This window comes from Candidatus Nitrosotenuis chungbukensis, from assembly GCF_000685395.1.
Taxonomy (GTDB): domain Archaea; phylum Thermoproteota; class Nitrososphaeria; order Nitrososphaerales; family Nitrosopumilaceae; genus Nitrosotenuis; species Nitrosotenuis chungbukensis.
In genome coordinates this window covers 1-13,631 of the sequence record NZ_AVSQ01000023.1, presented here as the reverse complement: position 1 = coordinate 13,631, position 13,631 = coordinate 1, and the positions used below count along the sequence as shown (strand labels likewise).

Here is a 13,631-nt window from a genome sequence, read left to right as displayed (position 1 = left end):
CAAGGTGGCAACCGAAAAGAGAGACATGCTACTGGACTTGCTCAAGCTCCAGGGCGCCCAGGTGTATAATGATCTGGACAAGGGCAAGTTCCCACAATTCTCAGTCCCGAGCAGATCGGTTAGCAACATCGTGTATGACAAAAAACTACGGCAGTACATCCTTGGAAACGCAGCAAGCCTCCGCAGCTCGCGCAACATGTCGCAGCTTCGCTCCTTTACACAGCTGATGTGGCTTGCGTTTTTTGCAAACAGGCTGGTACACGAAAAAAAATCATCAACGCTTCGAGACGTTTACTATTCATCGCAGGCATTCGAGGTCGAGTTTGAGGACCAGCCTGAGTCTGACAATATCATAGTTGACCTTGAGGCAGTGCTTGCAAGGCCGCGCGAGGACTTTCACATATTTCCAGAGGAGCGAAGCAGCATCTTTGGGGATCTCACAATAGAGTATACGGTTCCAGGATACGAGGGAAAGAGAACCAACCTTTCTAACCATCCAGACGGATACCTGATTGGGCCAAGCCTTAGCAGCGCGGAGCTGGTCGACACAAGCGCTGAGCTGGTAATTGCAATAGAGAAAGGTGGACTTTTCACAAGGTTCATCGAGGAAAAGGTCGACAAGAAATTCAAGGCCATTATAGTCGACACTGCAGGTCAGGCGCCGCGGGCAACAAGGTACCTCCTAAAGAGGCTGCACGAGCAGATGAAACTTCCAGTTGTTATACTGACTGACGGGGACGTGTACGGGGAGCACATTGCAATGGTGATAAAATCCGGCTCTGCAAACGCGGCGCACCTAAGGGAGCTGACAGTGCCTGACGCAAAGTGGATGGGCGTGTGGGCATCTGACATTGACAAGTTCAAGCTCCCGACCATACCTATGACAGAGTCTGACATCAAGAGGATTTACGATTTGCAAAAGGACCCAAGATACCAGGAGGGAATCTGGAAGACTGAGCTTGAAATATTTCTCAAAATAAAACGAAAGGCAGAGCTGGAAGCATTCTCAAAGTACGGTCTGACAAACATCACCGACAAGTATCTTCCGCAAAAGCTGGAACTGTCTAAGAGTCTGTAGCCTTTCTAATTCTCAAGGTAAGGACGCCGTTTCTGTACTTGAAGTCCTGTATTTGCATGTCAGTTGCGCCGTCTATTGGTATTTCCTTTGAGAAACCGCCTGCGCCCCTCACGTACAGTATGCCGTCGACAAACCTTACCGTTATCTTGTCGTCCGGCCCCGGGACCTCTGCGACAAAGACAATTTCGGACTCGCCCTTGATCAAATCATAGACCCAGTTCTTGCTTTCGGTGTCGCGCGCAGTGTACTTTGGCTTGTCCTGCTTTGTCATCTTTTTGAGCACCCATCCCCAGTAAACCATGGTTGCAGCTGCAATCCCGACTAGGATGAAGCTGACAGAGCCCTGTCCATATCGCATCGACATCATGTACACTATGCCAAGAAACAAGATGATCATGATTGGAATGATGAAATTCAGGGATTGCCCGTTGGGGTAGGTTCTTCGATAGCTTGCCAATTCACATGAATTCATATCTTCTAAAATATAAAGCATCTTTGGCTTTTAGACGCCGCTCAATCTAAGGTCGATTTTTATTATCGCCTAAATCCAACCGATTCATTGGATAAACAAGGCCCGTCGCGACCGACAAGGGAAATTTTTCTCAAGGGCTCTCTAATTGGGCTGATAATCACCGTCCCGTCTCTGGCTGCCTTTTTCATAAGCTGGTTTGTAACTGGAGAAAAATACGTCGCACTTGTGATTGGAGTCGTGGTGCACTTTATCGGAATGGGATTTTCGCTAAAGCTGGCAAAAAAGCTCTTCAAGGCAAAGCAGGTCTAGTTTAATTACAGAAATCGCCCATCACTCCTTGATGGACCTGAGCAAAATAGAAAGCGATCTGATCAACGAGATCCAGCTAAACCCGATAGAGGCAAAGGCGTTCCTGCTTGTCACCACAAAGGGGAAGATGGACGTATCGCAAATCGCCTCTGAGCTTGGAATCCCGTACGATGACGCGCTCACCGTGGCGCAAAGCCTTGTGATTCTTGGCGGCTTTATCGAGATGACAAAGACCACCTTTGAGGCAATGCACCCAAGATTCACCGCGGTAAACATGTACAGAAAGATGTGCTCCCGGGAACACATCGAGTTTAAGAAAAATCTGATAGTTGACAACATCGGCGTCGCACTTGAGAGGCCGTACGACGACGCGAGGACTAGGACTAAATAGGACTTTTGTAAGGTGAGAAATAATGAGCGTTGACACTGAAACCTGCAAACACCAGATAGTGTACTTTGGGGTTACAAACATCAACATAGACGAAAGGACAATCGGCTCAGTGGATACATGGCGATGCGCAATCTGCAAAAAGAAATTCTGCGAAGAAAAGCAGCTTGGAATAGAATCCATATCTGACTATGTGGGGATGCCGAAAATCGAAGCCGATGAGAAATGGGCAATCCTTGTGCGAAAGCTCTTCAAAGGAAAGGAGAGGTGGAACCTTGTCAGGCTAAAGAAGGACGGCACCATAAAGGTGGAAAACCCGGACGACAAGGTGGTGGAGCTGCCGGTAAGGGACTACAAGGTCGACAACCCAGAATATGCTAGTTTTCTAATAGATGATCACGTCAACAAAGCAATCGAGATCTAAGTTGGATCTTTCAGTTACCATCAAAAGCCTCAAGGGAACGCAGATGGCGGCAAAAATCACCGGAACGTTTACAGTTTCTCAAAAAATATTCCCGTTTACAGCAATTGCATTTGGAAGGATCGGCGGCCACAACATCGGGGCAAAGATAACAAAGTCTACGGAAAAAGAACTCAAAAGCATGGGGCTTGACGTGGATGAGATAATTGATGAATTGCAAAAAAACCTGATTCAGGGAAACCTCACACTGCCCGAAGGGCTTGACAAAGAGTCCTTTGTGGACGACTAGAACTCTGCTTCTTCTAGCGCCTTTGCGCAGGAGCAACCCCTTGTGTGGGGTATCTCGTTTGGAATTGATGTGAGGATCTTTTTCGTGTTTGCGACATTTTTTGACAGGGTCTCCAGGACATCTTTTGCAGTGACTGGCTTTTCTGCCCACACGTCATAGTCTGTCACCGTGGATATTGACGCATAGCAAATCTGTGCCTCCCGTGCAAGCTGGCACTCTGGGACAAGTGTCATGCCAATGATGTCTGCGTTCATGGAGCGGTAAAACTTGGACTCGGCCTTTGTTGAGAATCTTGGTCCCTCTATGCACACGTATGTGCAGTCTCTGTGGACTGGAATTTTTTGCGCATCGGCTGCCCTTAGGATTGCCGACTGGAGCTCAGGGCAGAACGGGTCTGCAACGGAAATGTGTATGACTCGTCCCTCCTCTGAAAACGACAGCTTGCGCGATTTTGTAAAGTCGATGAACTGGTTTGGCAGGACAAAGTCGCCTGGCGCGTGTTCCTCCTTGAGGCTCCCAACTGCAGACGGCGCAATTATTCGGGTTATCCCCATCTGCTTAAAGGCCCAGATGTTTGCCCGATAGTTTATCATGTGCGGCGGGATGGTGTGCTTTCTGCCGTGCCTTGGCATGAATGCAATTTTTCTCCCCTCAAACACGCCAACTGTAATGGAGTCAGACGTCTTGCCGTACGGCGTGTCCACTGTGATTTCTTTTACTTCCTTTAGGAGGCCAGAATCATAGATTCCTGTCCCGCCGAAAATCCCTATCTCTGCTTGCTCCACTAGTATTTCACCAGCGACTCGCATCTGTACTTTGTTAGTTTCTTCATTCCGTTAAGATCCGTTAGTTCTACCATGAACGCAAACCCTGTTACCTTTCCTCCTATCTTTTCGACAAGCTCTGCAGCCGCCCTCGCAGTTCCGCCTGTTGCAAGCAAGTCGTCGCAGATCAGCACCCTCTGATCCTTTTTGATGGAGTTTTTCTGGATTTCCATTATTGCCTTGCCGTACTCGATGTCGTACGCCTTTTTGACCGTGGCACCTGGAAGCTTTCCCTGCTTTCTTATCATCATCATGCCCTTGTTGTACTTGAGGCTAAGCGCGCACGCAAGGGGAAATCCCCTTGACTCTATTCCTGCAAGGACGTCCACATCGTTTGTGTGGAATCGTTTTGAAAACTCGTCAACTACATGCGAGAGTGCTGCCGGGTTTCTTAAAATCGGGCTAATGTCACGGAACAATATTCCTTTTTTTGGAAAATTCGGGTATTCATCAATTATGTTTTTTAGATTCATATCGATTACCCTTGCGTAGAGTAATAAAAAGCGTTTCTTGATCTACTGGATGGAAACCGTTACTTCGGCAACCTTGCTTCCAGTCTTTGCTGATAACTTGTAGTCACCAAGCGGCGTGTCTATTGGTATGATCCAGTCAAGCTTGAATATGCCTTCGCTAGTTGTAAACGTGTTAAGATCCAATATCTTTGTGCTAGCCGAGTTGTAAACTGTAACTACCACCGACTGGGACTTGCCTCCGCCGACTCCGGAAATCTTGATCATGTCTTTTGGCTTGTATGCTGTCTTGTCGACGCTGACTGTGAACTCGTTGCTTGCAGTGCCTGCAACGTTTATCTTTACGTCAGCATAGTTTGCCCCGCTCTCTGCCCTGACAGTCCATATTCCTTGCGCACCGTCTGCCGGAATCCTAAATGACGAGTCTGCAAACTTGCCGTTTTTGTCAGTAAAGACATCCTTTTGTCTTACCGTGGCGCCTGTCGGGTCGCTGAACTTTAAGCTGAGCAGGGAGTTTGGTTTTGCTGAGCCCAAAACAAGTATGCCGTTGCCCTGCTGGTACTCTTGCTTTGTCGTCTGCATCTTTATCTCGCCTGCGGCGCCTAGCTGCAGACCGACTGTGAATATTGCTAGGTCTTGGGACTTTTGGTATTTTAGCACTACAGAATAAACTCCAGACTTGTACGCTGCCAGGTCAATCTCGTAATCTTTGCGCCCGTCGAGTCCCAGCGTTGCGGTGTCTGTGACCTTTACCTTGTCTGATGGATCCAAGATCAGTATTGAGACGTTGGCGTCTGCAGGTCCCTGGATTGTCAGCTTTGCCTTGTCACTTGTGGAATAGTTTAGCTTGTCGAATTTCCCAACAATGCTCTCCCCTGGTGGCTCACCAAGGCCTATGCGGATCACATCTGTGTCTGACCCTTGGGTTGCAAGCACCACGTACGTGCCCTTTGTCGATGTTGCGTCCGTTGCAAATTCAAACTCGACAAATCCCGAATCGCCAACTGGTATGATGTCGAAAAATATTTCCTTTCCGATTGGATCTTTTATCACTACTTCTAATGGTTTGCCCGCCGTCGAGGTTACATTGAACAACATTTTGTCCCCTGGGGAGTACTGTGTGGTAGATGACGTGATGTCCACCGAACTTAGATCTGTTATGCTTACTGTTTTTGTTATGGTGTCTGTTCCGTCGCTAATCTCAACAGTCCTTGAGCCGATTCCTACGTTTGGAGGTATCACTGTGTCATAGGACCAGTTTCCCTGAGTGTCAACTGGAATTGCGACTTCGGATATCTTGTTGCCAGTGGGATCCTTGGACGTGATTGTCAGTGTGCTCCCCGGGCTTCCGGTGCCGGATGCATGGACTGTCTGGCCTGGCTGTACTATTTCTGGGAACTCTTTTACTGTGATGTGTTTTTCCTTGGGGTTTACCGGCTGGCTTTCCACATAGTCAATTCTGATGCTGATTGTCTTTTTGTTGCCGTCTGTATCTGCAAGGGAGAACTCTACTCTGTCCAATTTGTTTATTGGAATCTTGGCCTTTCCTAACAGGTGGCCTGAATCGTCTGTCATAAAGTCGTCTATGATCTCGTTATCAATGTAAAAGTTAATCTGCCTGTTTGGAGGAAAGCCGTCTCCTACTATTCTGATGTTGTCCCCGTTCTTTGGCTTTTCAGGAATTATTCTAAATGTTGCATCGTCGAAATTGGATGACGGTTTTGTAGTTGGCGGTGTTACAGGCGGCGTGACTGGCGGCGTGGTCACCTCCTGTTCTGTGTTTGGCGCTGCCTTTCCGATGGAAATGTCGTTCCCGCTTGCATCAATTGTTTTCCAGTTTATTCCGGGGCTTGCAACTTCTGTTTTTATTCCAAACTTTACTGACTCGCCCTGGCTTACCGGCTTTTCGGTGGAAAACACGAGCATTCCCTGCGCAGTCTTGGTGCCTGTCCAGTCCCTTTCAGTCTTGAATGACTTGAATGCGCCGCTGTCTTGGCCAAGCCACATCTTTACTGTCTTGATCTGGGTATTGCCGTTGTTTTCAAATTCGATTATGGTCGTCTTTTCAAAATTGGTGCTCTTGGCAGGTGTGTCTGCAAACGCGCTGCTTAGGGCTACTCCAGAAAATAAAATAGATACTGCAATACTAAAAATTACAAAATTGATCCTGCTCATTCTCCCTCAATCACTTTATTTTCTATTAACATTAATTGCTTACCCTTTTGTTAGTTTGGGATTATTCATGAGTAAAATACTTTAAGCACTATTTTGGCTTGCTTTTTTGGAACTTGGTCAGCCCCACTTGGGCAGTGATGTTCTGCTGCTGTCTTATTCGCTCTGCAATTAGTCTAAAGAGTGCCCTGAACTGGTCCTTTGTCTTGTCTGTGAGAAAATCTGCCTCCTTTAGGGCAATTTTTTCGCAAATGTATCTGGCTATTTCCTCGACATCAAACTCGTTCCAGCCGTCGTCCCGGTGTTCTGCCCACACTGCCTGCAGATCCTCGATTATTCCCTTCTTGTTCTTTGATGCCACCTCTTCTTTTGTCAGGTTCCTGTAGCCTTCCTTTCTTAGCTTGATCTCGTATGTCTGGTTTACTGCATGCAAATAGTCCTCTGGGACTATGAGGTCCTCCATCGACTCTATCTGCTTTCCGCCGTGCTCCAGGTAGATTATCTGCAAATCCGTAAACTCGTTTGCCTTGAGGTACTCTGCTATCTTTTTTGACTCTATCGTGTTGTCAAGTATGACAGAGACGTTGTGCCCGTGGTTTCTGTAAAATATCGCAAGCGGCAGTACTGAGTTTTTGCTAAATGCCGCAACCACGTTTAGCGGGTTCATTGAGATGTTTGGATCCTCTAGGAACTTGTCAAATGCGTTAAGGTACATCGCGTCTGACATTGTCTCCACAATTATGACTGGCCTTGAGTTTGTGCCAATTTCCCTGTCCACTATGGACTCTACCAGTCCGCGCGATAGTCCGTAAAGAATTGGGATCAGTGTGGCGTCGTCTGCATTCCAGTAGTCGTAGTGGATTCTGCTTAGGTGCCTTCTCTTGTCTAGTTCTACTACCAGGAGGTTTCCGGGGGTATAGTCAAATATCATAAACGGCGAGTGCGTCGCGTACAGGACCTGGTTTGATCCTGCCAGATTTTTTAGCAAATCTGATATTCCCATCTGCTGCGCAGGGTGCAGGTTCCTTGCAGGCTCGTCCAAAAGAAGTATTGCCTCTTTTAGCTCTGCCTTTTGCGTCTCTGCTGCGAAATTTACGATAAATGAAAATGTCCACTTGAATCCCTCTGCCCTCCTGCTGAGAAGGCCTGTGTTTGTCACGGTTCCGTCCTTGTGAACGTCAGATATTACTACGCTCATGACGTTTCCTGGGTTGTACCTCAGGTCCACGTGTATGGGGTCGCCCTTCCATGCGGGGTTGAGCCTGTCTGTGAGCCTCCTGCTTGCCGCGTTTAGAAGCTTGATTAGCTTTGGAGGGCTGTTCTTGTATTCTTCGAGTTTCTCAGTGTCAAGCTCTGCCAAGTAAAACAAGTTCTTTACCGTCTCTGCCTTGTCGAACTCTTCGGCGTATTCTAGCCCCTCTGGCCTTTTTATCTCCTTTACGTACTCGTCCAGGTTTATGTTGCCGTAGATTTTCTTGTAGTCAGAAAAGTAGACAAACCTTGGGTGGAGGTGTTCCAGTATGAAGTTTTCAAGCGCTGTCTTCTCGGTGGTGCCGACAAGCAGGTCGTCGTATGTCTTTTCCGCATTCTGGTAGAACTTGGACCACTCTGATAAAATCTGAGGCTCGTCTGACGCAAGCATCTGCAAGTTGTTGTTAAACTCTGTCATCTCCCGGACATACGTTTCTTTGCTGCTTGGGGGCGGGCCCTCAAAGAACTTTGTGTCAAACTGGATTCTGATGTGATTTGGAATTGTAGATATGAAATCAAGAATTTTTTCAGTATAATTTTCCCACGAGTTTAGCGCCCTGTTTTGCTCCTCGCTTAGCTTGACGCTTCCAAAGTCGTACTGGACTCTGGGCTGCTTGTTTGTCCTGAAAATTTTCATTGTGAGAATGTCTGGTATGTGCGGAAACTTTTCTTTGATCAGTTTTGTCTCTGACGGTATGAGATTAAAGTGGCCCTCGACTAGGATCATCTCGGACTTTAGCTCCTCTGTCATCTCGTCGCACATGTCAAGATCAGACACTCGCTCGTCCTTGTTCAGTAAGGTGAGTGCTTGAAGAATTGTAGTCTTGCCGCTCTCGTTTCTGCCGACAAATGCCGCCAGGTCTCCCACTTTGATTTCTCCAGAATCGTGTATGCATCTGTATGCGCGCACTCTGAATTTTCGCAGCCTCATCTAGCGACTATCGACTTTGCAACGATTTAACTCATTCGTCAGACTCTGTCGTCTCTTTGGTTGTTGTTACTGTTTTTCATTGTCAGCGGAGGTGACGCGGCTTGGTTTGCCAATGTCTGATTTTCTAAATAGATATAAAGCCAAAAGGTGCCTTCAACAAAACGTTGGCACTTCGAGGTACTGCAATTGCGGCATTTGTAATTCCAATTGTGTTTTCTTTCGTTTACGGGGGGAGCGTTCTATCCTTGGGACTAAGTGACCAGTCCGGAACCGGATTGGTTTCTCAAAGTACGAGCGACGCTGGCTCTATATCCATAATCGGGCTCAAAGGCGATTACGCCGTATCTGAAAACATATCTGCACAGGTCTCGGTAACTGATCCTGCGTACGAGTGCGGCGACCTGTATCTGACCATATACGACATATCATCTGAGAAAAAAGCGGTAAGCCAAAACGCCTTCTTTGATCAATGCTATGGAACAAGCGGCACACTTCCTCTAAATGAAGAGTTTTCAGAAAAAATCGACAAACCGGGGAAATACTCGCTTGTCGCGCAGCTCTTTGACTCGGACGGAAACAAATTCCTAACTGCCGAAAAGCAGATTACTGTGAATTAGATTTTTAGAAGCGATATTATATATTTGAAAGAAAATCACTAATATTCATTATAGTTTCGTGATAAAAAATGGCAAAAACAAAACCCTCTGACAAACCTGCAAAAAAAGACAAGAACTTGCCAGCTAAGGTGGACAAGAAAAAGGAAGACAAGAAATCCCCGGCAAAGGAAGACAAGAAATCAAAAAAGACTGCAACAAAAGAGGAAAAGAAAAAAGACGAGAAAAAATCCAAGGACGAAAAGGCCGTTCCAAAAGAAGACAAGAAAAAAGACAAGAAATCAAAAAAGGAAGAGGAAGAAGAGTCAGAAAAAACGCTTGACGAAGAGCTAGAGGAGCAGCTCACAGACGAAGAGATTGAGAATTTCCAAATTGAAAAAGTCGACATGGAAAAGTTGACAAACAGAGTTTGCCTGTTTTTAACAAATTATGATAACGGTATAATCCAAAGCGAGCTTTGGAAAAAATTCAAACTGACAAGCAGGGACGGATCAAGGCTTGCGCTAAAGCTGGAAAGAATGGGGATCATCACAAGAGAAAAAATTCTTGAAAATAAAAGATGGACCTATGTGCTCAAGATAAAAAAGACTCCAGTCAGCACCGAATCAATTGAGAACGCCCCGTGCCTCGTGTGCCCAGTTGAGCAAAAATGCAGCTTGGAAGGCGAGGTTAGCCCAAAAACCTGCAGCTGGATTGAGGACTGGACAATTGCGGAACTGTCAAAACCAAAGAAAAAGAAAGAATAATGAAACCAATCGATGCAAAGCGAGACCATTATAGAAAACTAGCCCGTGAGCAAGGATTCCGAAGCAGGGCTACATACAAGCTGCTTGAGCTGAATAATTCTTATCGAATAATCGGACCTGGGTTCTACGTTGTGGACCTTGGGTGCGCACCTGGGGGCTGGTCTCAGGTCGCAGTAAAACTTGCAGGAAACAAGGGCAAGGTGGTCGGAGTGGACATGGACTATATGGAAGAACTGCCAGGAGCATATTTTATTCGAGGCTCAGTTGAGGACGAGTCCGTCGCAGACGAAGTGCTAGAATATCTTGGCTCAAAGGCAAACGCCGTGATCTGTGACATTGCGCCCCATGTGTCAGGACACTGGTCTGTGGATCACGCCAAGCAAATCTCGCTAAACTATTCATGCTCAAAAATAATGGACAGGGTCCTGACCCACAAGGGAAACGCGCTGTTCAAGGTCTTTGACGGGGAATACTCGCTGGAGTTTCGTGACTATCTGAAAAAAAAGTTTGCCAAAGTCCAGCTCAGAAAGCCAAACGCAAGCAGAAAGCCTAGCAGCGAAATGTATTACATTTGCCTAGGATACGGAATCTAGCTGGAAAACAGTTCCAGTATCTTGTTTATTTTGCAGTCTGTTCTGAATCCTGTCGGATTAAACGAGGTGGGACTGGACGCGTATCCGTTTTTCTGCAGGATTGTGATTGATTTTTCAAGTGACGCAGGGGATTTCTTTCTCATCTCTGCCAGCTCGTCTAGCGTGTAGTAGCATCCTGGCATTTCTGACTCTAGGATGCACCGCTGAATCGTCTTTGCGCATTTTTTATCGACTGTGTGATTTGGTATGTCTTCTAGCATGTCTTTGAGAAACTCTTTTTCAAACAAGCTGCCAATCCAGAGAGGGCCTGCCGCTATCATCGTTCCACTGCATATATCGCAGAGTTCTTTTCTCTCCTTTCCAATCTCCCTGTTTCCGCAGGACCTGCAGTGAGAGATGAATCCCATCATGTCGCGGGTGTCTGACTTGTTTAGGATCCTGACATAGACTCGGTAGTAGTGCATGTTGTTCTCGACAAAAACAGGCGTCGCCTCTACGTCGAGTCTTGCCGCTATCAAATGGATGCACCCAAGTATCAGCCTTATGGCAATCTCATCTGCATAATGCGTCTTGATTGGGGTGCCATAGTACTTTTTCCTGCACGCGTCATTGAACAATCCGTGCAGCACCTGCAGGTCTGTTGCGGTGACAGAAAGTATGCCTCCATGAACCGTCGCCCTGATCCCGCAGTCAAGATGCCTCGTGGGGGATCCGAACGGATCGATATCTACAATCGCGGCACGCATTCCCTTTCTTGAAAATGAGCTGAGAAACCTGCACGTCTCCTCCTCTGACGCGGTATAGTTTTGTAAATTGTTGATCTCTGCTGACTTTTTGCCCAACTCCAGTGCGGTTGGGTTTAGGTCGTTGACATAGACGTGCTCTATTTCCTTTATTTCGTTTGCAACGCGCAGGCCGCGAGCGCCCACACCTGACATTGAGTCAAGAAAAGTTTTTGGCCCATGGAATTTTTTTATAAACGCCGAATATGCTATGATTGAAAAGTCGCGGCTTAGCTTTGCCCGAGGATTGAAGAACGCAACATCCATTGGCGGAACCTTGCTTTCTATGGCTGCCTTTGGGACGAGAATTTTCGTCTTTCCCTCTGTTATGGTCGTTATGTCTTGGTCTAGCTGCAACTGAGTGGTTGTGGTTTTCACTCCTATAAAGTTCTAGTATTGTTTGGATGGGTCTCTTACATGGCACACTGTTATTCAAAACTGCCTTGATGCAACGAGTTGTATTGTTTAAGCAGCGCGCCTAAGGAGCACGAACAAAAAATAATTTTGTTTTATTGTTTTTCGTGTTGGTTCTTTGGTAAGATTATTGAAAAAACAGTGGGGTTATTTGAGAATGTAATGCTACCACCATGCTGCTCGATGATTGTTTTCACACTGGTCAGTCCCAGCCCTGTACCTTTCTGTTTTGTTGTAAACAATGGCTCAAAGATTCTCGTCTTGTGTTCTTCTGAAACTCCTTTGCCTGAGTCTTCAAACTCGATCCTTACCTTGTCTCCCAAATCGATAAACCTGACTTTTATCGTTCCCTGTGCATTTATCGCATCGATTGAATTTCTTAGCAAGTTTATGAACACCACTTCGATTTTCTTATAGTCACAAAAGACTTTGATGTCGTTTTCAGGCAGCGTGTAATTGACGGTCTCTGGAATCGTTTGATTCTTAATTACTTGCTTTAACAATTCTAATAATGACGCTTTTGTAATCTCTAACGAATCGGTTTTAACGAAATTGAGTACGTCCTGAACCTGAAATGAAATCCTGTCTACTGCCCTGTCTATGATGTCTAGCGTTTTGATTTCCTTTTCTTCCCGTTTTATCCTGCTTCTTAGGTATTCGGCGCCTATCTTTATGTTGGATAGTGGATTTAGTATATCGTGCGCCATTCTTGCCGCTAGCATTCCTATGTTGGATATCTTTTCATGTTTTAGCAATTCCTTCTGGGCCGATTCAAGATCCTGCGCCATTTGGTTGATGTCTGTCAGCAATTCTCCCATCTCATCATTTTGAGAAACGTCGATTCTTGCCCTAAAATCGCCTTTTGCAATCTCTTGAACTGTTTTACGAAGTTTCAAAATTGGAATTAGTATTGATTTTAGAATGTGGTATCGTATTATCACAATAGTTGAGATGCATATGATCAAAATGGTAAAAATGAGTATTGTTGTATTTCTTACTAGTTCTTCTACTGCGTTTCTTTTTTCTTGAATTTTTTCCTCATTGAAAATTATGGCCAAATCTATTTCTTTGAATAAAGAATCTTTTGAATCTCTGAACTCGTCTTTTATTTTAATCAGTTCATCGCCTGAAATTCCCCTTTTTTTATATTCGATAAACTTGTCTGAAAGTAATTCGAATTCTTGCCACCTTTGTTCAATTTTTTCAATTGATAACATGTTGATGCTGGCAGCTTGCTTTTTGTATAATGAAGACATTTCGTCAAATTGGCTCTTTGATAGATCTATGTCTGTGATAACCTCTGTTAATTTTTGGTTTGATTTTGAAGCCTCGTCATTGCCTGACGGTGTTATCTCTTCTTCAACTATTGAAAATTCTAGCGTTGATACTAGGATGTTTGATGCAATTGATCTTATGTCTTTTAAGATCGTCATGGATGGAATTAATTCGTTGTCTAAATAGGAAAAATTGTTTTGAATAATCAGTATGTTATTTATGATCACAAAAGACAACAATGCCAAAATTATCGACAGGATGATTGTCTCGAAAATGATTTTTTTTCTAATTTCCATTTATTGATACTCGATTACTTGATTACAAATTATAGTTTAAATTGATAACGCAAGTAATAACACGTAAAATTTTTGCTACATAATAAAATTTTTGATATATGTTAAAATACGATCAAGTGTTGAATCGTGAGTGTCTATTGGGCAAAAAGCTCTCCGACTTGTAATTATCATAACTCTGATTTCCCTATTTGGTTTTAACGTCCAATCAGAAATATATGCCGCATCTGGGAATTCCAATTCCAATTCCAATTCCAATTCCAATTCCAATTCCAATTCCAATTCCAATTCCAATTCCAATTCCAATTC

At 45.2% G+C, this 13,631-nt stretch carries 15 protein-coding genes; 8 read left to right on the top strand and 7 right to left on the bottom strand.

Annotation, left to right across the window (positions count from 1 at the left end):
- Positions 1-25: 25 nt before the first annotated feature.
- Positions 26-1,078, top strand: a complete 1,053-nt coding sequence (locus NKMY2_RS09795) for a DNA topoisomerase IV subunit A (RefSeq protein WP_420887356.1) — start codon at positions 26-28, stop codon at positions 1,076-1,078.
- Here NKMY2_RS09795 and NKMY2_RS09790 read toward each other — a convergent pair.
- Entirely contained in the window at positions 1,065-1,535 is a 471-nt protein-coding gene (locus NKMY2_RS09790; protein WP_042687870.1) for an Hsp20/alpha crystallin family protein, read from the bottom strand. The genes NKMY2_RS09795 and NKMY2_RS09790 overlap by 14 nt on opposite strands.
- Before the next feature lie 102 nt (positions 1,536-1,637).
- On the opposite strand from NKMY2_RS09790, the gene NKMY2_RS09785 reads away from it, so the two are divergent.
- From NKMY2_RS09785 to NKMY2_RS09770, 4 genes are read left to right on the top strand one after another with little or no spacing between them, the layout of a single operon-like run.
- Positions 1,638-1,859 (top strand): hypothetical protein, encoded by a 222-nt coding sequence (locus NKMY2_RS09785; RefSeq protein ID WP_042687869.1) that lies wholly within the window; start codon positions 1,638-1,640, stop codon positions 1,857-1,859.
- Positions 1,860-1,890: 31 nt separating this feature from the next.
- Positions 1,891-2,250 (top strand): helix-turn-helix domain-containing protein, encoded by a 360-nt coding sequence (locus tag NKMY2_RS09780; RefSeq protein WP_042687866.1) that lies wholly within the window; start codon positions 1,891-1,893, stop codon positions 2,248-2,250.
- A 22-nt stretch (positions 2,251-2,272) separates the two neighbouring features.
- Entirely contained in the window at positions 2,273-2,671 is a 399-nt protein-coding gene (locus tag NKMY2_RS09775) for a hypothetical protein (RefSeq protein ID WP_042687865.1), read from the top strand.
- Between the two features lies 1 nt (position 2,672).
- Complete coding sequence (locus NKMY2_RS09770; RefSeq protein ID WP_042687863.1) at positions 2,673-2,957, top strand: hypothetical protein; 285 nt, start codon at positions 2,673-2,675, stop codon at positions 2,955-2,957.
- On the opposite strand, the gene NKMY2_RS09765 is transcribed toward NKMY2_RS09770, so the two are convergent.
- From NKMY2_RS09765 to NKMY2_RS09750, 4 genes are all read right to left on the bottom strand, one after another.
- The gene (locus tag NKMY2_RS09765; protein WP_042687860.1) at positions 2,954-3,766 is read right to left on the bottom strand and encodes an S-methyl-5'-thioadenosine phosphorylase; all 813 of its coding nucleotides are present in this window, start codon (positions 3,764-3,766) and stop codon (positions 2,954-2,956) included. The genes NKMY2_RS09770 and NKMY2_RS09765 overlap by 4 nt on opposite strands.
- A complete protein-coding gene (locus tag NKMY2_RS09760; protein WP_042687858.1) occupies positions 3,742-4,254 on the bottom strand; it encodes an adenine phosphoribosyltransferase in 513 nt (170 codons plus the stop codon). Before NKMY2_RS09760 ends, NKMY2_RS09765 begins: the two co-directional genes overlap by 25 nt.
- Before the next feature lie 42 nt (positions 4,255-4,296).
- The gene (locus NKMY2_RS09755) at positions 4,297-6,426 is read right to left on the bottom strand and encodes an alpha-2-macroglobulin family protein (protein ID WP_052347796.1); all 2,130 of its coding nucleotides are present in this window, start codon (positions 6,424-6,426) and stop codon (positions 4,297-4,299) included.
- A gap of 88 nt (positions 6,427-6,514) precedes the next feature.
- On the bottom strand, positions 6,515-8,605 hold the full coding sequence (locus NKMY2_RS09750; protein ID WP_042687855.1) for an AAA family ATPase: 2,091 nt from the start codon (positions 8,603-8,605) through the stop codon (positions 6,515-6,517).
- A 164-nt stretch (positions 8,606-8,769) separates the two neighbouring features.
- Here NKMY2_RS09750 and NKMY2_RS09745 point away from each other — a divergent pair, with 164 nt between their 5' ends.
- The 3 genes from NKMY2_RS09745 (at position 8,770) to NKMY2_RS09735 (ending at position 10,558) form a co-directional block, all read left to right on the top strand.
- The gene (locus tag NKMY2_RS09745; protein WP_052347794.1) at positions 8,770-9,222 is read left to right on the top strand and encodes a hypothetical protein; all 453 of its coding nucleotides are present in this window, start codon (positions 8,770-8,772) and stop codon (positions 9,220-9,222) included.
- Positions 9,223-9,290: 68 nt separating this feature from the next.
- Entirely contained in the window at positions 9,291-9,965 is a 675-nt protein-coding gene (locus NKMY2_RS10975; protein WP_238549826.1) for a transcriptional regulator, read from the top strand.
- Complete coding sequence (locus tag NKMY2_RS09735) at positions 9,965-10,558, top strand: RlmE family RNA methyltransferase (protein WP_042687854.1); 594 nt, start codon at positions 9,965-9,967, stop codon at positions 10,556-10,558. The genes NKMY2_RS10975 and NKMY2_RS09735 overlap by 1 nt, the downstream gene beginning before the upstream one ends.
- On the opposite strand, the gene NKMY2_RS09730 is transcribed toward NKMY2_RS09735, so the two are convergent.
- Both NKMY2_RS09730 and NKMY2_RS10420 read right to left on the bottom strand, forming a co-directional pair.
- Positions 10,555-11,697: a tRNA (guanine-N1)-methyltransferase gene (locus NKMY2_RS09730; RefSeq protein WP_042687851.1), complete on the bottom strand. Its 1,143-nt coding sequence runs from the start codon at positions 11,695-11,697 to the stop codon at positions 10,555-10,557. The genes NKMY2_RS09735 and NKMY2_RS09730 overlap by 4 nt on opposite strands.
- Positions 11,698-11,849: 152 nt before the next feature.
- Entirely contained in the window at positions 11,850-13,325 is a 1,476-nt protein-coding gene (locus tag NKMY2_RS10420; protein ID WP_052347791.1) for a sensor histidine kinase, read from the bottom strand.
- Between the last annotated feature and the right edge of the window lie 306 nt (positions 13,326-13,631).